Annotated in this window: 24 protein-coding genes, 3 tRNA genes, 1 pseudogene and 1 riboswitch; of the genes and pseudogenes, 14 read left to right on the top strand and 14 right to left on the bottom strand. The window is 37.2% G+C overall.

Annotated elements, in window-relative coordinates; translation table 11 throughout:
* The first annotated feature begins 141 nt into the window (after nt 1-141).
* Both EKL95_RS08710 and EKL95_RS08705 read left to right on the top strand, forming a co-directional pair.
* On the top strand, nt 142-993 hold the full coding sequence (locus EKL95_RS08710; RefSeq protein ID WP_126556365.1) for a transketolase: 852 nt from the start codon (nt 142-144) through the stop codon (nt 991-993).
* A 115-nt stretch (nt 994-1,108) separates the two neighbouring features.
* Nucleotides 1,109-2,062 (top strand): transketolase family protein, encoded by a 954-nt coding sequence (locus tag EKL95_RS08705; RefSeq protein ID WP_126515735.1) that lies wholly within the window; start codon nt 1,109-1,111, stop codon nt 2,060-2,062.
* Between the two features lie 71 nt (nt 2,063-2,133).
* Here the strand turns inward: EKL95_RS08705 and EKL95_RS08700 are convergent, their stop codons facing one another.
* Entirely contained in the window at nt 2,134-3,114 is a 981-nt protein-coding gene (locus EKL95_RS08700; RefSeq protein WP_126460814.1) for an FKBP-type peptidyl-prolyl cis-trans isomerase, read from the bottom strand.
* Nucleotides 3,115-3,193: 79 nt separating this feature from the next.
* Between EKL95_RS08700 and EKL95_RS08695 the strand changes: the two genes are divergently transcribed.
* Together EKL95_RS08695 and EKL95_RS08690 are read left to right on the top strand one after the other, a co-directional pair.
* Complete coding sequence (locus EKL95_RS08695; RefSeq protein ID WP_126563974.1) at nt 3,194-3,586, top strand: RNA-binding S4 domain-containing protein; 393 nt, start codon at nt 3,194-3,196, stop codon at nt 3,584-3,586.
* 178 nt (nt 3,587-3,764) lie between these two features.
* On the top strand, nt 3,765-4,265 hold the full coding sequence (locus EKL95_RS08690) for a phosphoribosyltransferase family protein (protein ID WP_126563973.1): 501 nt from the start codon (nt 3,765-3,767) through the stop codon (nt 4,263-4,265).
* On the opposite strand, the gene EKL95_RS08685 is transcribed toward EKL95_RS08690, so the two are convergent.
* A complete protein-coding gene (locus EKL95_RS08685) occupies nt 4,257-4,775 on the bottom strand; it encodes a shikimate kinase (RefSeq protein ID WP_126460808.1) in 519 nt (172 codons plus the stop codon). The two genes, EKL95_RS08690 and EKL95_RS08685, sit on opposite strands and share 9 nt — an antisense overlap.
* 127 nt (nt 4,776-4,902) lie before the next feature.
* On the opposite strand from EKL95_RS08685, the gene EKL95_RS08680 reads away from it, so the two are divergent.
* The 4 genes from EKL95_RS08680 to EKL95_RS08665 all read left to right on the top strand — a co-directional run bounded on the left by EKL95_RS08680 (nt 4,903) and on the right by EKL95_RS08665 (nt 6,121).
* Nucleotides 4,903-4,975 (top strand) — tRNA-Lys (locus EKL95_RS08680).
* A gap of 38 nt (nt 4,976-5,013) precedes the next feature.
* Nucleotides 5,014-5,086: transfer RNA gene (locus EKL95_RS08675), tRNA-Lys, on the top strand.
* A gap of 42 nt (nt 5,087-5,128) precedes the next feature.
* Nucleotides 5,129-5,211 (top strand) — tRNA-Leu (locus EKL95_RS08670).
* Between the two features lie 403 nt (nt 5,212-5,614).
* The gene (locus EKL95_RS08665; RefSeq protein ID WP_126563972.1) at nt 5,615-6,121 is read left to right on the top strand and encodes a tetratricopeptide repeat protein; all 507 of its coding nucleotides are present in this window, start codon (nt 5,615-5,617) and stop codon (nt 6,119-6,121) included.
* 172 nt (nt 6,122-6,293) lie between these two features.
* On the opposite strand, the gene EKL95_RS08655 is transcribed toward EKL95_RS08665, so the two are convergent.
* The 3 genes and pseudogenes from EKL95_RS08655 to EKL95_RS15165 all read right to left on the bottom strand — a co-directional run.
* Nucleotides 6,294-6,860 (bottom strand): DUF4252 domain-containing protein, encoded by a 567-nt coding sequence (locus tag EKL95_RS08655; protein WP_126460802.1) that lies wholly within the window; start codon nt 6,858-6,860, stop codon nt 6,294-6,296.
* 41 nt (nt 6,861-6,901) lie between these two features.
* Nucleotides 6,902-7,399: a hypothetical protein gene (locus tag EKL95_RS08650; protein WP_126556268.1), complete on the bottom strand. Its 498-nt coding sequence runs from the start codon at nt 7,397-7,399 to the stop codon at nt 6,902-6,904.
* Nucleotides 7,386-7,487 (bottom strand): annotated as a pseudogene (locus EKL95_RS15165) (RNA polymerase subunit sigma-70); the annotation flags it as partial. The gene EKL95_RS08650 and the pseudogene EKL95_RS15165, both read right to left, overlap by 14 nt.
* A 112-nt stretch (nt 7,488-7,599) precedes the next feature.
* On the opposite strand from EKL95_RS15165, the gene EKL95_RS08645 reads away from it, so the two are divergent.
* Complete coding sequence (locus EKL95_RS08645; protein WP_126563971.1) at nt 7,600-9,051, top strand: S41 family peptidase; 1,452 nt, start codon at nt 7,600-7,602, stop codon at nt 9,049-9,051.
* 66 nt (nt 9,052-9,117) lie between these two features.
* On the top strand, nt 9,118-9,738 hold the full coding sequence (locus EKL95_RS08640) for an N-acetylmuramoyl-L-alanine amidase (protein WP_126563970.1): 621 nt from the start codon (nt 9,118-9,120) through the stop codon (nt 9,736-9,738).
* Nucleotides 9,739-9,809: 71 nt separating this feature from the next.
* Here EKL95_RS08640 and EKL95_RS08635 read toward each other — a convergent pair whose 3' ends face one another.
* The 7 genes from EKL95_RS08635 to EKL95_RS08605 form a co-directional block, all read right to left on the bottom strand.
* Nucleotides 9,810-11,735 (bottom strand): TonB-dependent receptor plug domain-containing protein, encoded by a 1,926-nt coding sequence (locus EKL95_RS08635; RefSeq protein WP_233589396.1) that lies wholly within the window; start codon nt 11,733-11,735, stop codon nt 9,810-9,812.
* Nucleotides 11,736-11,833: 98 nt separating this feature from the next.
* A riboswitch (cobalamin riboswitch) is annotated at nt 11,834-12,103 on the bottom strand.
* A 40-nt stretch (nt 12,104-12,143) separates the two neighbouring features.
* A complete protein-coding gene (gene cobC / locus EKL95_RS08630) occupies nt 12,144-12,668 on the bottom strand; it encodes an alpha-ribazole phosphatase (protein WP_126563969.1) in 525 nt (174 codons plus the stop codon).
* Nucleotides 12,653-13,429: an adenosylcobinamide-GDP ribazoletransferase gene (locus tag EKL95_RS08625; protein ID WP_126556256.1), complete on the bottom strand. Its 777-nt coding sequence runs from the start codon at nt 13,427-13,429 to the stop codon at nt 12,653-12,655. The genes cobC and EKL95_RS08625 overlap by 16 nt, the downstream gene beginning before the upstream one ends.
* 66 nt (nt 13,430-13,495) lie before the next feature.
* On the bottom strand, nt 13,496-15,172 hold the full coding sequence (gene cobT / locus EKL95_RS08620) for a nicotinate-nucleotide--dimethylbenzimidazole phosphoribosyltransferase (RefSeq protein WP_126556253.1): 1,677 nt from the start codon (nt 15,170-15,172) through the stop codon (nt 13,496-13,498).
* Nucleotides 15,173-15,242: 70 nt separating this feature from the next.
* Nucleotides 15,243-15,410, bottom strand: coding sequence for a hypothetical protein (locus EKL95_RS08615; RefSeq protein ID WP_126556250.1), 168 nt, complete (start codon nt 15,408-15,410; stop codon nt 15,243-15,245).
* 3 nt (nt 15,411-15,413) lie between these two features.
* Nucleotides 15,414-15,923, bottom strand: coding sequence for a bifunctional adenosylcobinamide kinase/adenosylcobinamide-phosphate guanylyltransferase (locus EKL95_RS08610; RefSeq protein ID WP_126455584.1), 510 nt, complete (start codon nt 15,921-15,923; stop codon nt 15,414-15,416).
* A 1-nt stretch (nt 15,924) separates the two neighbouring features.
* A complete protein-coding gene (locus tag EKL95_RS08605; RefSeq protein ID WP_126455583.1) occupies nt 15,925-16,302 on the bottom strand; it encodes a DUF5522 domain-containing protein in 378 nt (125 codons plus the stop codon).
* A gap of 94 nt (nt 16,303-16,396) precedes the next feature.
* Here EKL95_RS08605 and EKL95_RS08600 point away from each other — a divergent pair, with 94 nt between their 5' ends.
* The 3 genes from EKL95_RS08600 (at nt 16,397) to EKL95_RS08590 (ending at nt 19,438) form a co-directional block, all read left to right on the top strand.
* Complete coding sequence (locus EKL95_RS08600) at nt 16,397-17,539, top strand: ABC transporter substrate-binding protein (RefSeq protein WP_126563968.1); 1,143 nt, start codon at nt 16,397-16,399, stop codon at nt 17,537-17,539.
* A gap of 1 nt (nt 17,540) precedes the next feature.
* Complete coding sequence (locus EKL95_RS08595) at nt 17,541-18,572, top strand: iron ABC transporter permease (protein ID WP_126460775.1); 1,032 nt, start codon at nt 17,541-17,543, stop codon at nt 18,570-18,572.
* Nucleotides 18,573-18,652: 80 nt separating this feature from the next.
* Complete coding sequence (locus tag EKL95_RS08590) at nt 18,653-19,438, top strand: ABC transporter ATP-binding protein (protein ID WP_126563967.1); 786 nt, start codon at nt 18,653-18,655, stop codon at nt 19,436-19,438.
* On the opposite strand, the gene EKL95_RS08585 is transcribed toward EKL95_RS08590, so the two are convergent.
* Nucleotides 19,435-19,890, bottom strand: a complete 456-nt coding sequence (locus tag EKL95_RS08585) for a tRNA (cytidine(34)-2'-O)-methyltransferase (RefSeq protein WP_126455575.1) — start codon at nt 19,888-19,890, stop codon at nt 19,435-19,437. The two genes, EKL95_RS08590 and EKL95_RS08585, sit on opposite strands and share 4 nt — an antisense overlap.
* A gap of 23 nt (nt 19,891-19,913) precedes the next feature.
* Nucleotides 19,914-20,498: a pseudouridine synthase gene (locus EKL95_RS08580; protein WP_126561754.1), complete on the bottom strand. Its 585-nt coding sequence runs from the start codon at nt 20,496-20,498 to the stop codon at nt 19,914-19,916.
* Nucleotides 20,499-20,963: 465 nt separating this feature from the next.
* Here EKL95_RS08580 and EKL95_RS08575 point away from each other — a divergent pair, with 465 nt between their 5' ends.
* Nucleotides 20,964-24,377 carry a T9SS-dependent choice-of-anchor J family protein gene (locus EKL95_RS08575; protein ID WP_126563966.1) on the top strand — a complete coding sequence of 1,138 codons (3,414 nt, stop codon included), beginning with the start codon at nt 20,964-20,966 and terminating at the stop codon, nt 24,375-24,377.
* Nucleotides 24,378-24,384: the final 7 nt, after the last annotated feature.

Raw genomic sequence — 24,384 nt, 5'->3', positions numbered from 1 at the left:
ATACTAAATAATCAAGAATTCTTAAAAATAGTATTGCTGCTAAAAAAACAATCCTTGATAACTATTGATAAATCTAAAAATGGAAGTCTGTATAAATCAAAATATCTGACTACATTTGCCCAGTCTAATTTTAACACACAAATGAAACCGAACACACAACAATTAAACGATTTAACAATCCAAGTCAGAAGAGATATTCTTCGAATGGTACACGCTGTCAACTCAGGTCACCCAGGTGGTTCTCTAGGTTGTACTGAATTCCTTGTCACTTTATATCAAAATATAATGGAACGCAAAGAAGGTTTTGATATGGACGGTATTGGAGAAGATCTTTTCTTTCTTTCAAACGGGCATATTTCACCTGTATTTTACAGTGTTTTAGCTAGAAGCGGTTATTTTCCAGCAGCAGAACTAGCTACTTTCCGTTTGATCAATTCAAGACTACAAGGACACCCAACTACACATGACGGCTTACCAGGAATACGTATTGCATCTGGTTCTCTTGGACAGGGATTATCAGTAGGGATTGGTGCTGCTCAAGCAAAAAAATTGAATGGTGACAACCATATTATTTATACACTTCATGGTGATGGTGAATTACAGGAAGGTCAAAACTGGGAAGCAATCATGTATGCTGCTGCAAAAAAAGTGGACAACCTTATTGCTACAATCGATTTAAACGGAAAGCAAATTGATGGAACAACTGACGAGGTTTTAGCCATGGGAAGTATTCGTGCCAAGTTTGAAGCTTTTGATTGGGATGTTTTAGAAATTGAAAAAGGAAATGATATCGAAGCTATTATTGCCGGAATGAATGATGCCAAATCCAGAACTGGAAAAGGAAAACCAGTTTGTGTATTGTTGCACACTGAAATGGGTAATGGGGTAGATTTTATGATGTACAGTCACGCTTGGCACGGTAAAGCGCCTAATGATACGCAACTTGAAATTGCTTTAGGCCAAAACTACACAGCAGCAGAAAGCGACTACTAATCCCCACCTAGCCTCCCCGAAGGGGAGAAACAGCTACAGAATCATTAAATAAAAATTTAAAACCCTATTTACCCCAATAGGAGCTCCCCTCCTTTGGAGGGGTTGGGGGAGGAAAATGAAAAAATATACAAATACAGGAAGTAAAGATACACGTTCGGGTTTTGGAGCGGGAATGACTGAATTAGGTCAAAAAAACGAGAATGTTGTGGCACTTTGTGCAGATTTAATTGGTTCTCTTAAATTTGATGATTTCAAGAAAAATCACCCAGAACGTTTTTTCCAAATTGGAATTGCAGAAGCCAACATGATTGGAATTGCTGCCGGTTTAACTATTGGAGGAAAAATTCCTTTCACGGGAACTTTCGCTAATTTTTCTACGGGAAGAGTGTACGACCAAATTCGTCAGTCGGTTGCGTATTCAGAGAAAAACGTAAAAATTTGTGCTTCACACGCCGGATTAACTTTAGGGGAAGACGGTGCAACACACCAAATCCTGGAAGATATTGGTTTAATGAAAATGTTACCGGGAATGACGGTAATCAATACGTGTGATTACAACCAGACAAAAGCGGCTACATTGGCAATTGCGGATCACCACGGTCCTGTTTATTTGCGTTTTGGTCGTCCGGTTGTGCCTAACTTTATGCCCGCTGACGAACCTTTCGAAATAGGGAAAGCGATTGTTTTAACGGAAGGGACTGATGTAACTATTGTTGCTACGGGACATTTAGTTTGGGAAGCTCTTATCGCAGCTGAAGCATTAGAAGCACAAGGTATTTCTGCTGAAGTAATCAATATTCACACGATCAAACCATTAGATGAAGAAGCAATTTTGAAATCATTGGAAAAAACAAAATGTATTGTTACCGCTGAAGAGCATAACATTCTTGGTGGTCTGGGCGAAAGCATTTCTAGAGTTTTAGCTTTGAACAGCCCATTACCACAAGAATTCGTGGCAGTGAATGACAGCTTTGGAGAGTCCGGAACACCAGAACAATTAATGGATAAATACAAATTGAACAATCAAGCGATTGTTGAAGCGGTTCAAAGAGTAATGAAAAGAAAATAATAGCTTCCTTTTACTTATACAAAAAAAAAATCCAGTTCAAATTGAACTGGATTTTTTTTGATTTGTATGTTTTAATTGCATTTTACTAAATGTCTTTTGATTCTTGCCGGATCAGTAGTATTTCCGTTACAGCTTGGGATAGATTCAAATGGGATTAAAACGCCATTAGCATCCGTGATTTCCGTTCTGGTACTCACACTGTCTCCATCATCATCAGTATCTAAAAAGTTTGGAATTCCATCTCCATCCGTATCATCCGGATTTATAACTCCTGTCGCTAAAACGCGCATATAACCATCGCCGTCAAGATCTTCTTGAAAATTCATGATTCCATCACCATCTGAATCCAGTCTGTTAATTTCGTATAATTTAAAACTAAAAACTAGAGGTGCGTAGGAAGGAATCGATCCACTTCCTGAATTATAATATCCTAATCCAGAAGGCAAAAACATTACTCCTGCTCCAAAATCTCTGTAAGATACGGTGCCATCTGTATTAGAATCGTAAGTCCCAGTCTTAAATTGCGGAAAAGTTTCGCCCCATCCTACTACTGTAGTAAGCAAACTAAAGAATTGTTGTGGGTTTTTCACCACCTCAAACTGAGTAGCAGAAAGTGTCGTAACTTCCGAAACCGTGGTTCGGGATAAATAATCTCCTTTGTAAGAAGCCAATACCGCATCAGCATTAGTAGGAGATTTGCCCGCTCCCTCTCTAAGCACTAAATAATACAAGGTATACGTTATATCATGAAGTTTGACATCTCTACTCAAAAGTTTAGGAAAGGTTGTTTTATCTTTATAAGACCAAATAGAGGGCTGGCTACCTCCTGCAGGAATTTTTGTATAGCTAACGTCCTGGTCGTCCGGGAAACCGGCGTGATTTACAACTGTGATATAATAGTTTTTTAAATATTCTTCGATATCCGTTAAATCAGTCGCATATTGCACTGCGAAATCTCTAGGCGGTTGAATTTCAGCAGCCTCATCCTTTGAGCATGAAAATAAAGAGATAGTTGTAATTAATAGAATAAAATAATACTTAAATTTGTTCATTATAGCTAATTTTTTAAGTGCGCAAGATACAATATTGATTGATTTTTGTAAACAATTTAACTCCTATTTTAGAAAATTTATGAGAATAGATAAATATTTATGGTGCGTGCGGTATTATAAAACCCGAAATATGGTTACTGAAGCCTGCAAAAAGAATCACGTAACCGTTAACGGTCTTGTTGCCAAGCCTTCTAAAGAAGTTTTCGCTACTGACAAAATCACGTTTCGGAAAGACCAAATTACCCAAATAATCACCGTGTTGGATATCCCGGAAAATCGTGTCGGAGCAAAACTGGTTGATATTTACAGACGAAACGATACTCCGGCAGAAGCGTATCAACATTTAGAATTACTAAAACTATCAAAAGAACATTATCGAAAGAATGGCACGGGAAGACCTACCAAAAAAGATCGAAGAGATATTGATGAATTTCTCCCCTCCCCGACCCTCACCTTCGGGGAGGGAGACTAGCCTTAGTAAATTAAGTACAATCCCGAATGAACTTTATCAAACGCAATTCTCACCCCAGAGTTTTGAATGTAAGATAAGTGACAAATAAAAATTAAGTAAAACATCGAATAACCTTTGCCAGTCCTAGCTCCCTTCCCTTCGGGGAGGGCTGGGGAGGGGAATATAAAAATTTTAAATAATGAGCAAAAATATCATCTTAACAAATCAGGAAATTGATCACAAAATAAAAAGAATTGCCTACCAAATATATGAAACTTTCGTAGATGAAGAGGAAATAGTCATTGCAGGAATCGCCAGTAATGGTTTCATTTTCGCAAAAAAAATAGCCGCCGTCCTGGAAACTATTTCCCCTCTTAAAGTTGCACTATGCGAAGTGCAGATCAACAAACAAACCCCTCAATTACCCATTCATACTTCGTTATCAAAAGAACAGTATACCAATAAAGGTTTAGTTCTGGTAGATGATGTATTAAACTCCGGAACGACACTTATCTATGCCGTACGACACTTTATAGATGTTCCTTTAAAAAAATTCAAAACCGCAGTGCTTGTGGATAGAAATCACAAAAAGTATCCTGTAAAAGCAGATTTTAAAGGAATCTCGCTTTCTACTTCGTTATTAGAGCACGTACAAGTTGTTTTTGATGAAAACGATACTAATTATGCGTATTTAAGCTAAAAGAGCCACGATATCCTGCGCAGTCTGATCGATTGTTTTACCATCAACCACAACTTTATATTGCGCTTGGTTGTAATAAAAGCTCCTGTCAAAAAGGTGTTTTGCTATGAACTCTTTCATATCTTCAGGACTTTTATCCGCAATCAGTGGACGCTTACTTACATTAAAAGCCAATCTGTTCAATAACGTTTCAATAGAAGCCTTTAGATAAATAGAAACAACATTATCTCCTTTTAGCAACTCATGATTATTGGCATAACAAGGAGTTCCTCCACCTAAACCTATAATACATGATTCGGGAGCGTTTAATAATTCGATAAAAACTTCGTGTTCTACCTTTCTAAAATAAATTTCTCCATGCTTTTCAAAAATGGCATTTATGGACAAATTCATCTTCTCTACTATCTTTTCATCCAAATCTACAAAAGGAAATTGGATAATTTTGGACAACTTATTTGCAATTGTAGACTTACCACACCCCATATAACCTAATAAAATTATTTTTTTCATCTGAATAAAACCTTACAAATTAAGGTGTTGAGTAATTTTGTTTAAAAAAGACAAATTTATAATAAAATTGCTTGGAAAACTCCAAAATAAGTCCTTATATTTGCACCCGCATTCAAGGAAAGAAAATGACTCGATAGCTCAGTTGGTAGAGCACATCACTTTTAATGATGGGGTCCTGGGTTCGAGCCCCAGTCGGGTCACAATTTTAGTGATCAACACATACTTTCCTTGAAGCATTGACTCGATAGCTCAGTTGGTAGAGCACATCACTTTTAATGATGGGGTCCTGGGTTCGAGCCCCAGTCGGGTCACAAAAGGTCGAGTAATTTATTACTGGACCTTTTTTTTTATAAGGCCACGTGGAGAAACGGTAGACTTGCCAGCTTGAGGGGCTGGTGCTCGCAAGGGCGTGTGGGTTCAAATCCCACCGTGGTCACAATAAAAAAAGCCTGCAAAGCACTAATTTTGCAGGCTTTTTTTGTTCAACAAAATCGTCGATAGTTTTAATTGATTAAGAACGTCATGTGTTTGCTGAGTTTACGGTCCAAATTATTTAAAGCATTAAATAAATTATCAAAAACTAGTGAGTCTTATCATATTGGAGACAAAGACAAAAGTACTTAGCTTAAGTCACAATTTTCCTTAACTTGCTGCTCTAATTTCGTTAGCATATCCATTCACAATACCAACTTTTGGTGATTTTTTATTGGTTTCATTTTGTAAAATAAATTACATTTAAATGCGTTAATTTAATATCTAAATAAAAAAATAGTACATTTATAGTGCAATTTTATTCTTTACCCGAGTTCTACAAGCCCAATACCCTGCAATCTATTTTTATGAAAAAATTAATTTTTCTTGCATTATTATTAAGTTCCTTAACTGGCTGGAGTCAGAGTCCAATTGCCTACGATTTTTTTGACCAAGCTTTAAAAAAAGCAGAAATAGGCAATCTAAAAGGCGCTATTGCTGATTATACTAAAGCCATACGAGCTGATCCATTGTTTGCTGAAGCCTACTTAAACAGAGCCCTTTTGAAACAAAAATCAGGCGATATAAAAGGGGCGTTAGATGATGTCAATAAAACCATCCTCATTGAACCTAAAAAAGGAGATGCTTATACCACCAGGGCTGACATCAATTACAAGGCTGAAAATTATACGGGAGCCATTGAAGACTGTACGATATCTATCACGTTAAATCCTAAAGACTACATTGCCTATAATCTTAGAGGGTTATCTAATATTCACATTCAAAATAAAAAAAATGCGTGCGCTGATTTCACCAAAGCCATTAAATTAGGAAGCCAAAGTGCCGTTAAAAACAAAAAAATGTTTTGCAAATAATATTCTTGAAATAGGCATAAAAAAAGCGTCTCGATTACAACATCAAGACGCTTTTTTTTATAGATATAACTCTGTTTATTTCATGAACTGCTGTAGCGGCTTCAATTGTTCTAAATCAATGTTCGATTGGTGCAATACGCTCATCATAATCATTACGCTGGTTGGGTTCCTCTTATTTTCTGCCTTTAGTTGCTTTTTTTAAGTCATCACCTCCTGGAATTCGCATCTTATCGGTAAGAACTGAAATTTCATTCAAATCAAAATTTCCTGTCAATGACATCAGCACTGTATCCTCATTTTTAGCTCCTTCAATAAACATCAGCAATTCTCTAATTTGAGAATCTGAAGTTCCTGATTTTACCAGAATTTTTATATTCCTTCCGTTTTCATTCACGCGCATCAACTCTTCTAATCCCGCTGTTTTGATGTACTTCTCTGCAGCAGCTTTCATTTCTCCCTCTGCTCTGGTACTTTTTGTAGTAAAAACTTTTAGGTTGTCCAATTTTTTTATCAAACTCAGGTACTGTTGCGTTTCTTTATCAGAAGCATCTACTTTGACCTTACTCATCAAGTCGAACATTTTTTTATTGACTATAATGGACGTAACATCATCTTGTCCGTCAAATTTGTCAAAGACTGCTTGCGCAAAAAATGGACTCGAAATAACTAGAAATACTAAAGTGATCAGACACTTTTTGCTAAAACTCCTATTGATACTTTTTTGAATGGTTGCTTTCATTTTATTTAATTATTTTATTGTTAGTATTCTTAGTTTGATTTTCAGGATCTTTTCCACTCTTTTTTAGCGCTTACAAAAACCCTGTTTTTAACGGTTTGATATTCTTCAATGTATTGTACACTTTTTATGCCAATATTCACATTCTTGGATAATAATGACAATGCTTTTTGAGTGGCCCTAAAAGCGGCTTCAGGATCTTCATAGGTTCCTAAATTTGTATTTTCTTTTGTAGCATCCAAATCAAAAAGGACATACGTTGCTATTCCCATCAAAACAACAACTGAAGCTGCAATAGAAACCCAGCCTAAATTGCCTTTTTTATTCTTGTTTTTAGCCATAACAACTTCAAATACTGGAGTTTTATTCATATTCTGCTGCTCTTTTGCAACAGCAAAACAGTCAAATAATGAAGCATACTGTTGTAAATGCGAAGCAACATCCTGAGACGAAAAATAATCCCGTAACTCTTTTTCTTGGACTAAAGTGGTCGCTCCCTGAAAGTATTTTTCTAATAAACCCTCGACTTTATTTGATTCCATAATTGTGTATTTGTATCATAAATTCTTTAATCGTTTTTCGTGCCCGGGAAAGTGACACCCGGATTGCGTACTCTTTCATATCCATTAAAAATCAAACGAGTTATACTATTAAGATGAATCCTATTTATTTTTGCAACAAAAAAACATAAAATAAAACTAAAGTTAGTATTTTTACGTTAATAAAGTATTAAAATACAATTATGAGAACAGTATTCAAATTTACACTTTTATTTTTCATAGCTACTTTCACTTTACAAAGCTGTCAGGACAATGATGACGTGACACCACCTGCAAGTCTGGAGATTCAGGATTTTATTTGGAAAGGAATGAATCTGTACTATTTGTGGCAAGCTGATGTTCCAAATTTAGCCGATAACCGATTCGCGGATCAAACTGCACTAAACTCTTTTTTAAGGGAATATCCGGTGCCTGAGGATTTATTTGATGCGTTGCGGGTTACTCCTTCTACGGATCGATTTAGTTGGATTGTAAGCGATTATTTAGAACTTGAAGGAACGCTTCAGGGCACTACTAAAAACAATGGTATCGATTTTGGTTTAAGTTATAAACCGGGTAGTACAACTGAAATATTTGGCTACGTTCGTTATATTATTGCAAACTCAGACGCCTCCAGTAAAGCTATAAAACGTGGTGATTTTTTTACTGCTGTAAATGGTACACAGCTGACTTTAAGCAATTATGAATCGTTACTTTTTGGTTCAAACGAAAATTACACACTAAATCTTGCTGATTTTAACGGAACTACAATTGTCAGCAACGGTAAATCAGTGGCATTGACAAAAACAGTCCTATCCGAAAATCCAATTTTAATCAATAAAGTAATCACCTCCGGCTCTCACAAAATAGGCTATTTGATGTACAATGGCTTTTATGCTAATTTTGACACTCAATTAAACGATGCTTTTGCATCTCTAAAATCACAAGGAGTTACGGACTTGGTTTTAGATTTACGATACAATGGCGGTGGTTCTGTACAAACGGCTACACGATTGGCAAGTATGATTACCGGACAATTTAAAGGAAAAGTCTTTGCTAAACAACAATGGAATGCAAAAATTAATGCTTATTTCGAGGCTGAAAATCCCGAAGCATTATTCAATTATTTTACCGATAAAATAGGAAGCACAGCCATCAATAGTTTAGGATTGACTAAAATTTATATTTTAACTACGAAAAGCTCTGCATCAGCAAGCGAGTTAGTAATCAACGGGCTAGAACCTCACATTCAAGTTATACAAATTGGGGATGTTACAGTAGGAAAAAACGTAGGATCCGTAACGCTTTATGACTCCCCGACTTTTGGAGCTCAAAGCAGGAATCCCAATCACAGATATGCCATGCAGCCTATCGTGTTAAAAATTGTCAATTCAGTGGGTTTTGGGGATTATTTCAGTGGGTTACAACCTGATTTTCTACAAAAAGAAACATTGAGTACTCTGGGAATCCTTGGCGATTCTGCAGAACCGTTATTAAGTACAGCCATTCGCAAAATTACTGGAACTGGTCGCGTATTGCGACAAAGTCCCGGACAAGATTTTGAGTTTTTCACGGATGCCAAATCAATAAAAGGAATCCAAAACCAAATGTACATTGAGAAAGCACCAGAAGGTCTTTTGAGAGCTTTGGAATAGAATAAAGTTACACAATAATTCTTATTTTTGTAAGTTACAATTGAATAACAAATTAAACAAAACCACATGAAAAAAGCAATTCCGTTATTTCTAACTCTTGCCACCGTCGTCTCTTTTGCATTTGTAATTCCGAATACTGTCCCATCCAAACAAATAAATATTGTTATTGATGCCGGACATGGTGGATCTGATTTTGGAGCAACTTCCAGTAGTGCTACTGAAAAACAAATTGTAGCGCAAATCACAGACAAAATCAAATTTTTGAACAAAAATGAGAAAGTGACCATACACCTTACAAGAATTGGAGACCAATTTCTTTCTTTGAGTGACCGTTCTGCGTTGATCAACAAGATCAAACCCGATTTAGTTTTGTCACTTCATGTCAATCAAAATTTAAATCTATCAAAATCAGGAATGGAATTTTATATTGCCACAGAATCAATTGCGAATGAAAGGTCAAATGAAATTGCGGTGGAACTTCGCAACAAATTTATCCGCAATACTACTATAAAATCATCAGAAATAAAGAAAGCTCCATTCTACATTTTAAAAAAATCAGAAGTGCCGGCTGTACTCGTTGAATTGGGTTATATGTCAAACCTTGGTGACAGAGACTATTTAACCAATGATGTGGAACAAAATAAAATTGCAGCAACTATCGTAGCATTCATTTCAGAATTGAAATAAGAATATTTTATAAACTAAAAAGAGGCTTTCATCACTGAAAGCCTCTTTTTTTATGGAATAATGCAATGGTATTACATTTTGATATTCAAACCTACTTTGAAATTTCGTCCTCTGGTACTAAACCCTCTTGTTTCAACAAAATCCTTATCTAAAATATTATCTGCTGCTGCAAAAATATTCATTCGATTTTTGATCAACTCATACCGTACATTCATGTTGATCAGCTGGTAATCTTTCAGTATTTCAGAATTCAATACCGGATCAAAAGTGGGTGCCGGATATGTTGTATACTCAAAATAGCGATCCGAAACAAATTGATATGTGGCATTAAAAGCCAAACGTGGCGTTGCTTGCAGATCAACTGCGGCGTTCGCTTTGTGTTTTGGATTCAGCACTCGTGATTGTTTTTCTAATTCTGTAAACGCATAATTGGCAGTCAAATTTATTTTAGCCGTCAAAGCATACGAAATCATGGTCTCAAACCCTTTGACTTTATTTAGACCCGCAACATTAAAATACTTGTAAGACACTAAATCAAACCCAATCGCATTTTCTTCCTCTCTTTGAAAAACCAAAGCATTCAGAACCAATTTTTTATCAATCATCGTTGTTTCAAAACCCAATTCAAATGTTTTATCTTTCTCTGAGGATAAATTCAAATCACCATAAGGAGAATACAATTGATACAAGCTAGGGGCTACAAAAGCCGTACTGTAAGAAGCTAGTAGTTTCAAGGGTAAATTAGGAAATGAAAAAGAAGGATTTACATTGTAAACTAAATTATTTCCGTATTTACTGTGCATGTTGTAACGAGCTCCCAAATTCAGGTTTAACCCAAATTCAGAGCTGTAAACCGCCGTCACATAGGGATCAATCATATTAAATTTGGCCAATTCATTTGCAATGGCCTCATACGGACTTTCATTAGACATTTCATGAAATTGAAATTGAGCACCTGTTACCAGGAACAATTCAGATGAAATTTCATATTTATTAAACGCATCTGCATTGACGCTTCTGGATTTATAATCCAACATTGTTCCATAATTAAAAATGGATCTTGTAATTAAATTAGCACTTGAATTGATTACAAATTCTCCTTTTTTATATTTGTATTTTGGTGAAAACCCAACTCTAAATTGTTCAGAGGCACTGCCGTTTTTATCGTTATCCGCAAAAGATCCTGCATCAAAATCGCTTTTTATTTTATCGTAGTTTGCAAAGAAATCCAAATCTAATTTAGCTGTTGGCTTGAAACCAATTTTCACCACTGAGTTCACTCTGGAAAAACGATCAGCTTCAAATAAAACAGCGTCATTAGGTGATTTTGCCTCAGAAATTCCCGTGGTTTCGGTACTGTTTAAGGAAGCATAATAATTAATTTTTTCAGCACTTCCGTTCAAAGCAATCCCTTGGCTGTAGTCATTTATGCTATAATTTTCCTGATTGGCAATCGTTTGGGTGCCCACATTAAGGTATGCATTTGCTGCAATCGCTTTTTTAGAGGCTTTTTTCAACGTAATATTAATAACTCCGGCAGCGGCACCTGATCCGTATAAAGTACTTGAAGCGCCTTTCATCACCTCAATACTTTCTATTTGTTCAACGGGCAGCAAGCGCAAATCATACGATAAGCTAATTCCAGAAGCATCGGTAACCGGAACGCCATCAATAAGAATTAGCACTTGATGATTTCGTCCCCCACGAATGTAAACCCCTAAATCCTTTCCATTCCGGCTTTGGTTTCCGTTGATTTCAATTCCGGCTACTGAACTCAAAATGGTAGCTACAGTTTGCCCTTGTCTTCTCTTTAAATCTTCGGCTGTAATTTTTACGATTACTTTTCCGGACTTTTCTTTTGGCAAAGCAAATTTAGAATCGGAAATTACGACCTCATCCAATTGATTTGTGGATGCAATGGTGTCTTTTTGTTGTGCGAAAGCACACGAAGTCATCAGCACGCAGAGCGCACTAATACGAACGATTTTCTTGTTCATTTTGAAACATTTAATAGCAGTTTTATGGTACTGCCACATGACTATAAATGGGAGAAAAGCATAGAATTACCCATACCCAAACCTTTTTTCCCGAAAGTTTGATACTCGATGTAACAGGCAGGTCTCCTGGCTCGCGTCTTGTTGTTTACCTTCCCATTCGCAAAGACGAACAGTGGTTTTGTAGATAACAACAAGCTTTATAGCTTACAGTTGCGGGTACAGCCCAGGATTTTTGATTCTTGATTTAGGATTCTTGATTTAGGATGTAAACTCTCTAATCTGAATACTGAAATCTGTAATCGCTTACCTGATTCCCTTTTAATGCTGGTATGAAAAACAAAACAGCAACCTCATTACGGTGGCAAAGATAAAATTATATTACGTTATTATCCTACACTATTCTCAATTTTATACTTCAATTTTAATCACCGCTCCAAAGTTCACTTTATTTTGAAACGCATCTCGTAGTGGCAACTTTGTAATTTTACACAAAATACTTCGAATCACTCCGGCATGGGTCACGATCACAATAGGTTTAATGGTCTTTTTAGGAAGTCCATTATCTAAAAAATCGCTAACTCTATCATGGAGGTCTGTAAAAGACTCCCCGTTTGGCACACGAACATGAACGAAATCATTCATCCAAGGGGTCAAATCGATAACAGGAATGCTATCCCAATTTTTTAATTCCCAATCACCAAAATTCATTTCCATTAACCGGGAGTCCATTTGTATTTTTGTTGATGATAGGAAGTTTGCCAACTCCACGCACCGATTCAACGGACTAGAGTACACGATACTTTCAGCAGGAATTTGTGCTTTTATGGCTTCAAATTGTTGTTCATAAGGTTCCAACAATGCCACATCAGCTTGTCCGTAGCAAATTCCTTTTTCACAAACGGTTTCGGTATGGCGTACTAAATAAACTTCCATAAAGCAATAGAAGATAAGTAGAATATAATTTCACAAACTTGCTGTGTTGCACCAAGACAGTCCCCCGTATAGCCGTCTATCCATTTATGAAAATAACGAGCCAGAAAAAAGCGGGTGATAAAAACCGGCACTAACACCAACAGCATTTGCCAATGAAAAAAAGACAAAACAATAAGCGGTAACAACCCAAAAAAGAACGCCCCAATCACCTCACGCCAGGAATAACTTTGCGCAATGGGCTTGCTTTTACTCGAAGCATCTTCACGGGAATACTGATGCGTAAAAACAATAGAAATGGCTGCCAGACGACTCACGGAATGTGCTGCAACAAATAACAATAAATTCTTTGCTGAAGAAGGACTAAGCACCTCCGAAACAGCCTGAAACTTCAATAAAAACAGCAGTACCAAACCTATGGCGCCATAAGCTCCAATGGCACTGTCTTTCATTATCACCAAGATTTTTTCTTTGGTCCAACCCCCACCAAAACCATCACAAACATCAGCAAAACCATCTTCATGAAAAGCACCGGTAGTAAGGATTCCAGCAATCATCGAGAGAACAATCGCTATTTCAGGGGTAAAAACACCAACCGATACATCATAGACTATAAAACTAATAGTACCTACAATCCAACCAATTAAAGGAAAATAACGAGATGCCTTGTTTAAATAATCCGAGTTATGATCGATGTTTTTAGGACAGGGAATTCGGGTGTAAAACATCAATGCGGTAAAAAATATGTGTAGTTCTTTTTTCATGTGAATGCAATCTGGATTTTATGTCGTTTTTAGTGCTCTATTTATGAATTTGGACTGAAAAAATTATTATTTTGTACTCACACCGGCACTGTCAAAACTGGCCATTTCATTAAAAAAAGCAACTGCCGATTGAATAATTGGAAAAGCCACCGCACAACCCGTTCCTTCGCCCAAGCGCAAGTCAAGTTGGAGCAAGGCTTTTACACCTAAATAATCCAATAATTTAGCATGCGCCTGTTCTGCAGAACAATGACAGAAAACAGCATTTTTTAGAATCAGTGGATTTTTTTTATAGGCAATCAAAAAAGCCACACTGCAAATAAATCCATCTACAAGAAGCAGCATTCTGTTTTGATGTGCCGTGAGCATTCCAGAAGCCATTTGCATAATTTCAAAGCCACCAAAATGAGCTAACTTATCTTCTAATGTTGGCGAGCCTTGATAATCCTCAATAGCTTTTTTGAGTAACCGGTGTTTTTGAAGTAGTCTTTCATCGCTAACTCCCGTTCCTTTTCCGATACAGTCTTCAATTGCAATTCCAGTAATTACACTCATCAAAACTGAAGCAGTTGATGTATTCCCAATACCCATTTCTCCAAAACCAATACAATTACTTCCCGTTTTGGCAATAGCGGTAACAATTTCATTCCCCTTGGTATAACAGTGCTGCAATTCGGTAAGACTCATTGCAGGACCCTGCAGAAACGATTGGGTTCCTTTGGCAATTTTGGCCGAAATCAAAGTACTCGTCATCGAAAAATCATAATTTACTCCTGCATCAACTATGGCTAATTTGATGGAATTTTGTTTACAAAACACATTTATTGCAGCTCCACCGTCCAGAAAATTAGCCACCATTTGTCTGGTAACATCTTGTGGATAAGCGCTAACACCGTGGGCAGCAATTCCGTGATCTGCAGCAAAAACAACAAGTGTAGGTTCTAAAATTTTTGGTTCCAATGTTTGAAAAACTTCGCCAATTTGTTTGGCTAAAACTTCCAAAACACCCAATGAACCTGTTGGCTTGGTCTTCTGATCGATTTTATACTGCAGTGCTTCAGATAAATGGATTGTATCTAGAATTGCAGTCTTAAATTCCGGCACCGAAATATTATCTTTTTGATGCACTTTCGTAATTTCTTCGACAGATGGACTTTCTGATTTTTGTTTCCAATTCAATTGCTGTAACATGGGTTGGTTGTCGTAATCAGTAGCTGGTTTTCCCACACAAAAATACCCTAAAGGCTCCATATTTTCTCCCAAACCCAATAATTCCTTGAACTGACTATAATTCAAAATAGAAACCCAGCCCATGGAATACCCTTGTTCGGTTAGGGAAAGCCAAATATTTTGCGCAGCACAAACCGCACTAAATTTGATGGCTTCATTACTTCCCACGGTGCCGATGGTAAAATTATTCAAAACCGAACGATCATAACAAATCACCAATCCAAGCGGTGCTTCCTCTATTGCCTCTAATTTTAAAGCTTGATACTGCGTTTTTTGTACTGCCGTGTCAGTTTGATTCGCTGCTTTTTTATCAAAATCCAAAAATAAATTTTTTATGGATTTTTTTATGACATCTGATTTAATGAGGTAATACTTTGTAGCATCCGTCAATCCAACAGAAGGAGCATAATGACCGGCCTGTAATGCTTTTTCAATAACAGATTCAGGGACTGGTTCCGAGGTAAAATGACGGGTATCTCGGCGCGATTTTATAATTTCATCTAAGTTTTTCATCTTGAAATACGATGTTTTTGAGTACTTTTAAAGTTTGGACAAACAGTGATTCAATAGCCACCTGCATTTTTTAGGCTTGCTGCTTCAAAACAGACAACGGCAATCTGTGTGAGCGGGAAACTTTCCCGTTTTCATTCATCATATTGAGTAATCCCTTTGGAATAAAACCGTTTTGACTAGCTCTCATCACAGCATAACAGCTGTCTTTTCCTCCGCTCCAAGAACTTACAAAATTCATCTTTTATTGTTTTATGGTAACTGGAATTCCAGAAATCATCAAAATCACCTTATCCGCATTTTTAGCTAAATATTGATTCATCCAACCTTGTAATTCGGTAAATTTTCTACCAATTTGAGTTTCAGCATGTACGCCCATGCCTATTTCATTAGTGATAATAATAACGGTTGTATTTTCCTGATTGGCCACTTGTTCAAATTCGGCTTTGGCTTGTTCCAAACATAAAGCGACATCATTTTTAGTGTCTACAAAAAAATTAGTCAACCAAAGGGTCACACAATCAATCACGGCTACTTTACCGGAAAAATCGATCTCGCTCCATTGTTTTTCTTTCTCGATATTTATCCAGCGCTCGTCACGTTCTTGTTGGTGACGATCAATTCGCTTTTGAAAATCACCATCCCATTTTCTGGCGGTTGCCACATACATGGGTCTGGCCGAAAGTTCCATTGCCAGGTCCTGAGCATACCTACTTTTTCCGGAGCGTTCTCCACCTGTTATCAAATATATCATGCTACTTCTTTTTAAATCCATAGGGACAATGGCGGCAACCATTAGTACAACAATGTCCTCTTTTTAAATGAAACCAAGCCTTAAAAACGTAATTGCCTTGTGCAATATAATAATCGATCCCTTCGATTAGCTGATCCGTTTTAGGCAAAGTTGCTGCTTTATTTCCTTTAGCCGTTTCCGGGGTTATTGTGCCCACATACTCCTCAATTTTAATCGAACAAGCCGTAGCAAAACAGCTGGGACAAAGGCAATCCACACCATCTAAAGGAGAAAAAACAGGAGGAAAATCAGCACACCAACAGCTATTACCTTGAAAATCGTCCCCGCAGTTAAAAGGTTTTGTACAACTGGAGCAGTTTTTAATCTTTAGGCTATCCATTTGTCAAAGATAGTATTTGTTGAAATTTTTACTATAAAAATTAAACAATAAATTTTATAAATGGCCTACCTTTGCCAGTATTGAAAATGGAATCATGAAAATTTATCTTTATAAAATCCTTTTTGCGGTGGCACTTTTATCATTCGTCAGTTGCAAAAAAAACGAAAACCCTGCAACACTAAAAATAAGTAACGCTAACAACGAAATTGAATATGCAAGTGGTCTGGCTATTTACAAATATCAAGGGTACTCGCTGGTAAAAGTGAGTAATCCATGGCCAAATGCTGCTACAGACTTCACTTATATCTTAAAAGAAAAAGGAGCTGTTATTCCCGATACTTTACAAAAAAACCTCATAATTCAAGTGCCGTTAGAAACGATTGTGGTTACCTCAACAACCAATATTCCTTTCCTGGAAATGATTGGTGCCGAAAACAAATTAGTTGGTTTTCCGCATACTGATTACGTATCTTCTGAGAAAACCCGTCGTTTAATTGGCAAGGGTTCCGTCAAAAATGTGGGGCAAAATGAAAAGCTAAACATGGAACAACTCATCGATATCGCTCCTGACCTGATTGTCACTTTTGGCATCGACAATAACAACCCGATGATTGAAAACTTACAAAAAAGCGGATTGAAAATCATGATTCAAGGCGACTGGATGGAACAATCTCCTCTTGGAAAAGCAGAATGGCTCAAACTTTATGGCGCTCTTTTTGGCAAAGAAAAAGAAGCTAAAATACTTTTTGACCAGATTACAAAAGACTACAAGGAAGCGGTACAATTAGTTGCAGACAAACAGCCTGAATCTACTGTATTGTATGGCTCAATGTATCAAGATCAATGGTTTGTTGCCAAGGGAAACAGCTGGGTGGCACAATTCATGAAAGATGCAAAAGCAACGTATCTCTGGGCAAATCTGGAAGGAACAGGAAGCCAGGCACTTTCTTTTGAACAGGTATTGTATAAAGCAAAAAATGCGACTCACTGGATTGCTTCCGGGTCATTTAAAAACCTGTCAGAATTAGAAAAAAGCAATCCCCATTACAGTCAGTTTAACGCTTTTTCTACCAAAAATATTTATACTTTCGAAAGCAAATTAGGAGCAACAGGAGGAACCATTTATTATGAAACAGGACCGAGCAGACCGGATTTGATTTTAAAAGACTACATCAAAATTTTTCACCCTGAATTGCTTCCAAATTATACTTTTACTTTTGCACAAAAACTGAACTAAGTTGGCCAATAAAAACCGAAATATCCTTTTATTTTCCGCTCTTGCTTTAGGGCTTCTTTTCTTGTTTTTTCTGAACATCAGTTTGGGTTCGATACGAATTCCTTTTCGGGAGGTGTACACGAGTTTAACCGGTGGTCAGTCCAGCAGATCAACTTGGGAATACATTATCATCAACTACCGCTTACCTAAGGCTATCACTGCGGTTTTAGTGGGAATGGGACTTTCGATCAGCGGATTATTAATGCAAACCCTTTTTAGAAACCCGCTGGCTGGTCCCTATGTTTTAGGGTTGAGTTCAGGAGCGAGTCTGGGAGTTGCCTTTGTAATTTTGGGTGCGGGATTATTACCTCCATTTCTAAGTGGTATTTTACTGTCGTCTTACGGAGTCGTCCTTGCCTCTACCCTTGGCAGTTCTATCGTTCTACTTGCCATTTTAGTAATTTCCAGACGCTTGCGGGACACGATGACCATACTGATTGTAGGCTTGATGTTTGGTAGTTTTACAAGTGCTGTGGTGGGCGTACTGACCTATTTTAGCTCGGCAGAACAATTGCAAAAATTCACTTTCTGGTCTATGGGATCTTTAGGGAACCTTTCTTGGTCCTCGATTTTGATTTTGACAGTGTGCGTAGTTATAGGATTATTATTAAGCCTATTCAGCGTAAAACCACTTAATGCCTTGCTTTTAGGAGAGAATTATGCCCAAAGTATGGGACTGAATTTCAAAAGAACACGATTGATTATCATTATTGCAACGAGTATTTTGGCGGGAAGCATTACTGCGTATGCTGGACCTATTGCTTTCATTGGTTTAGCCGTACCACATATAGCAAAATTACTGTTTCAAACCAGCAACCATTCTATATTGTACTGGAGCACCCTCCTTTTAGGAGCAGCAATAATGCTCATTTGCGATGCAATTTCCCAAATGCCAGGTACGAATATCACATTGCCAATAAATGCCATCACTTCCTTACTAGGAGCGCCTATAGTTATCTGGCTGATTGTCCGAAAACGAAAAATGATGGGATAATATTAAAAATTGCGTGCCTATATTTATATTTGTTTTTAAAATCGATATAATCGACGTTTAAATTTTCCAAAAAAAGAAAAATGAGTACCACTAAGAACATCCTTTCAACAAACAATTTGAGCATTGGTTACAAAACTAAAAGTGCGGCTATTTGTATTGCCGAAAACCTCAACTTAAACTTAGATAAAGGAAAACTCATTACCTTAATAGGCGCTAACGGAATTGGAAAATCTACACTTTTACGAACCATAACCGGAATTCAGAAACCCCTTTCAGGAACTGCTTTGCTGAATAACAAAAATATTCAAGAGCTGGATACGTTAACCTTGGCACAAAATTTAAGCATCGTTTTAACTGAAAAATTACCGCCCAGTAATTTGACCGTTTGGGAACTCATCGCTTTAGGAAGGCAACCGTACACCAATTGGATTGGAAAATTAACCGACACTGATATTGCTAAAATTAACCAAGCAATTGCACTCACACAAATTGGTCATTTGGTCTCAAAAAAACATTACGAAATCAGTGACGGACAGTTACAAATCGTTCTGATCGCAAGGGCTTTAGCACAAGACACACCGTTAATCATTCTGGATGAACCCACGACCCATTTAGATTTATTACACAAAGTGGTGTTGTTTAAACTCCTAAAAAAACTTACAGCGGAAACTCAAAAATGCATTCTTTTTTCTACACATGATATTGAAATGGCCATACAATTAAGTGATGAAATGATCATTATGACTCCGGAAACCGTCGTTCAGGACCAACCTTGTAATTTGATTATGAAAGGAACTTTCAATACGCTGTTCAAAGATGAGCATATTGTTTTTGATGCTGAAAAAGGGAAGTTTATTATTTCTTAAATCTGCAATCCTATTTGTCTTTTTGCTTCGCCAATGACAAAAGCCACGGAATTAGCAATATTGAAACTCCGGATCAGCGGTGCCATAGGAATTGTCAGATGATTGGGGAATTCGTTTAAAACAGCTTCACTCAACCCTTTGCTTTCTTTGCCAAAAACCAACCAGTCACCCTCTTGAAAATCATTTTCTAAATACGATTTTTTAGAATGGGAACTCATCAGAAAAACGCGGGACAAATCCGGAATCTGCACTTTCCATTCGGCTATATTTTGATATTCGGTAACGTCAAGATGCACCCAATAATCGAGTCCAGAACGCTTTAGATTTTTATCATTGATCACAAAACCAAAAGGATGAATTAGATGCAACCGGCTTTCGGTTCCTACGCACAATCGGCCAATATTTCCGGTATTATTTGGTATTTCGGGTTCTACTAAAACGATATTTAACATTGTAACTATTGTATTTTTTATTGTTATTTTTCATTTGAAAGGACTGCAAAATCAGACACTTCCACAACTTCTCCCGCCTGTAAATCATGTAAAAAAACATTTCCTATCCGCACTCGAACCAATCGCAAGGTAGGAAACCCAACCGCTGCGGTCATTTTTCGTACTTGGCGAAACTTTCCTTCATTGACAGTAATTGAAGCCCAGGAAGTTGGACCATGGCGTTCGTCCCGTATTTTTTTCCCTCTGGCACCAAAAGCGGGAACTTCATTTATCAAAAAAGCAGTACACGGTTTAGTGATGTATTTAGTGCCATTAAAACCAATTTCGACTCCTTTTTGCAATTGCTGAATGGCATCCTGATTAATAATACCATCAACTTGTACATAATATTCCTTGTCGACTTTTTTGCTTCTAATGATTTCGCTCATCATTCCGTCCGTGGTCAGCAACAATAACCCTTCTGAATCTTCGTCAAGACGTCCTATTGCCATCGTTCCTTTGGGAAAATCGTACAATTCACCCAGCAGTTTCTTTTTCCTTTTGAGCTCATAAATAAACTGGCTCAGATAGCCGTATGGTTTGTGTATGATAAAGTGCGAATGAGACATGTTATACTTTCTGTTTTGGCACAAAGATAGCTTAGTTTTTAATGGGTTTAAAAAAGTAAAACCGAAAACATTTATTGGTGTAAACTAAATATTTTATTAACGAATAGAATTACTTTGGATAAATGATGAACTGTTACAACAAGTTGCTATCTTAACTTTAAAAATACAGATTGCAGAAAAACAATTGCTTTAGGTTTGAAAAAGCCGACTGACAGATGAAGTATGCAGTAGTAGTTAAAATCCACCCAAAAATATAAATTCTGAAGTATAGCTTTTGAAATCGAAGGAAATATAAAACTGGATAAAATAAGAATTCATCGTATTGAAAAAAAGCGAACAATTGGGTTTTACTGAAGCTCTTTTCTTTTATAATAAATTCCTTTAAAAACAATCTGAAGTACGAATTTATAATATTCTGTTAACGTAAGAAATGTTATTTTTGACTCCTAATTCAATCGTAAACCTATGAAAAACAAGTACCATTTGTGCCATATCCTGGCTTTTTTAAGTTTTTTTTATTGCTTTACGGCCTCTGTTTTTGCCCAAGGAACTGCGCCAGCTCCTCAAGATTTACTTTTTTTACAGGATTTTTCAACTTTAGATGCAGCCTCTGCTACATATCCCGCCGGATTTCAGGGCTGGACAGCCAGTACAGCACCGGGAAGTACATTTAATACCGCAGCTGCAGTTGTTGCAGACAAACCATTAGTGGCCAGTAGTACCGCTGCAACAACGAGCGGGAATTTCCATAATTACAATGGAAAAATTGGTTTTCTAAATACCGGTTCATTGGATTTAACTTTAGGATTTGCTTTCAAAACACTTGGTAAATCTAGAATTACCGTAGAATATGATGCCATGGTGATTCGTAATCCCTATAACGGAACTTCTAATACGCGGATCAACGAGTTCGTCCTGCAATACAGAGTGGGCACCGCTGATGCTTTTATTACTTTATCCCCAACGGTGTATTCGAGCGGTACAACAGGACAAACTTCAGGAACAATAGGGCAAAACATTCAAAAAATAAAAGTTGTACTGCCAATAGAATGCGACAATAAAGACGTAGTTCAGATCCGATGGATTTCAAGACAAGTTTCAGGCGGTGGTTCCCGTCCCTCATTTGCCATTGATGACATTAGTGTGATAAATGATGTTACAGCTCCTGTAAATGCCGTGGGATATCCAAAAATAAGCAGCATTCTTTCTGATGGATTTGATTTTTCGACTAAACTAGACGAGCCCGGAAAAACCTATTTTGTGCTATTGCCTTCAGGAAGTGCAACCCCAAGCGGTGCACAAATAAAAGCAGGAACAAATGCGACCAATGCACCCGCTTTACAATCCGGTATCCTGGAAATTAAGGACGCCGCGATTGAGTCTGTAAAAACCATAACGGGATTATCGTTAGGCACTGATTATGTTTTATATTCTATATCTGAAGATGCAACTGGTAATACTCAAACTGAAAGCAATCTATTAAACATAACAACTTCCAGCGTTCTTGTTCCCTCTTTGTCGACTACTAAAGCTGCATTAGATTTTAATTTTGTGGAGCAAAATTTCAGTTCAACGGCAATAAACTACCAGATTGAAGCGCTTAATCTTACTGGAGCAGTAACCCTGACAACATCCGGAAACTTTACCATTTCTAAAAATCAAAGTACTGGTTTTCAAACGGCATTGGTTTTTGCTTCCCAAGATTTCAATAACAATACAACACCTACAGTTTATGTACGATTTACACCTACTACAACTGGTCTTTTTTCAGGTCAAATCACTCATGAATCTACTGGCGCTTCTACAAAGACGGTGTCTTTATCAGGAACAGGAATAAATCCTTATTTTCAAAATTTTAATGATGTAAATGTACTTACAAACAGTGGTTGGACAGAATATAGTGTGGCAGGAGGCAAGAGTAAATGGGTGAGCACAACTACCCGTTTCAACAGTTCTCCTGCTGCTGTACAAATGAATGGATATTCAGAAACAGGTGCCAGTAAAGATTGGTTAATTTCTCCTAATTTACGTTTGGACACTTTTGATAAATTCCCATTATTGTCTTTTTATTCGCGTAAATTTTTCGCTGGAACACCGCTTAAATTAATGGTCTCAGTAGATTATGATGGCAAAAGCACCCCGGAAACAGCCACTTGGACGGTTCTTGAAGGCGATTTTCCAAGTACTACAGGAACTTTCAAACAATCGCAATATATCAATCTCGAGGCCTATAAAACCAATCATACTTATGTGGCCTGGGTATATGAGGCTGCAACTTCCGGCGGTACGGATAGCGCCGAATGGACTGTTGATGATGTGAAAATATCTAATGAAGCGTCATTTTTAGCTTCAAATCCTAATTTTAATTTTGGAGAAGTAGCACCAAATACCGCATCAACAAGCCAGTCGTTTGTTTTCATGGCTGGTGGTTATAGCGATATCACTGTTACAGCTCCTGCTGATTACCAGTTGTCTGTTGACAACAGTAATTTTCAATCCAGTGTAGCGGTTTCAGCTGCTGACGGAGTTGCTGGGAAAATAATTTATGCACGTTTTTTCCCTTCCTCAAAAGCATTGAGTATTTCAGGTCGTTTGACCGCTGTTGGAACCGGATTAAATGAAGAAATTGGATCTTTATCAGGATCCTCATTACCTAAAACAGAAACATTTGACATCGTAACGTACAACGTAGAATTTTTTGGAAGCAATGTAATCGGTTCAACGGGAACTGAATTTGGTCCAACTGATGATGCGCTACAAATTGAAAATGTAGCAAAAGTCATGAATACGTTGAATGCTGATGTTTATGCCGTACAAGAGATTTCAGATGATGCGGCTTTAGAGACATTAATCCAAAAAATAAGCATCAACGGAAAAACTTTTGCCAAAGTGATTTCTCCTGCTTGGTCCTATTCTTTCAATGCGCCTACACCTGACTTCCCTGCTCAAAAATTAGTGGTTCTTTACAATACTCAAACAAGCTCAGTAAAAAAGAGTCGAGTACTGTTCAGCAAACTTTTTGATGATATTCGTGCAGGAAATGCAACTTTACCCAATTACCCGGGCGGAAATAGCGCTAGTTTTTATTCCTCTGGTCGCTTACCGCAAATGGTTGAAATTGAAACTAATATTGGCGGTGTAAAAAAAGACATAAAAATCATTAACATTCACGCCAGAGCAAATAGTGGCAGCGATATCGCACGATACAATATGAGGAAATATGACGCTGAATTGTTGAAAGACAGTTTAGATGTCAATTATCCAGAGGCCAATTTAATCCTCTTAGGAGATTATAACGATGATGTCGACGAATCTGTAATTGCAGGTAACCCATCCTCGTACCAAAAAATGGTTGAGGATACGGCCCGTTACAACCCTTTGACTTTAGAAATCAGCAAAGCGGGAGCTTTCAGCTACCTGTCTTCTGGAGGTTTCTTAGACCATATTATCATTTCAAATGAATTAATGGCAGAGTATGTACCAAATTCAACAACAGTTTACGACCCGAGACTGGATGTGGCTAATTATGTCAACACCACCTCTGATCATGGGCCGGTCATTGCGCGTTTCCAACTTAAAACGAATACCACCTTATCAACTAATGATTTGATTTCGACTACTAAATCAACAGTAGTTACGTATCCAAATCCTGCTTCAGAATCCTTTACTATCGTAATTAATTCCGGAAACACAAAAGACCTGAAGCTAACTATTTATGATATTCAAGGAAGATCGGTGGGAGTTCCAATTGAATTAAAAGGTTTTAACAGCGATAACACAACAAGAATTGATGTGGCTCATTTACCGGTAGGAATTTATATTTATACCCTTTCCAATGGTACTAAAGTAGTTTTCAAAGATAAATTAGTAAAAAAGTAAACGACTA

The sequence above is a fragment of the Flavobacterium sp. LB2P53 genome (assembly GCF_003970305.1).
Taxonomy (GTDB): domain Bacteria; phylum Bacteroidota; class Bacteroidia; order Flavobacteriales; family Flavobacteriaceae; genus Flavobacterium.
The sequence above is the reverse complement of the archived record's forward strand: the minus strand, read 5'-3'. Positions and strand labels throughout refer to the sequence as shown.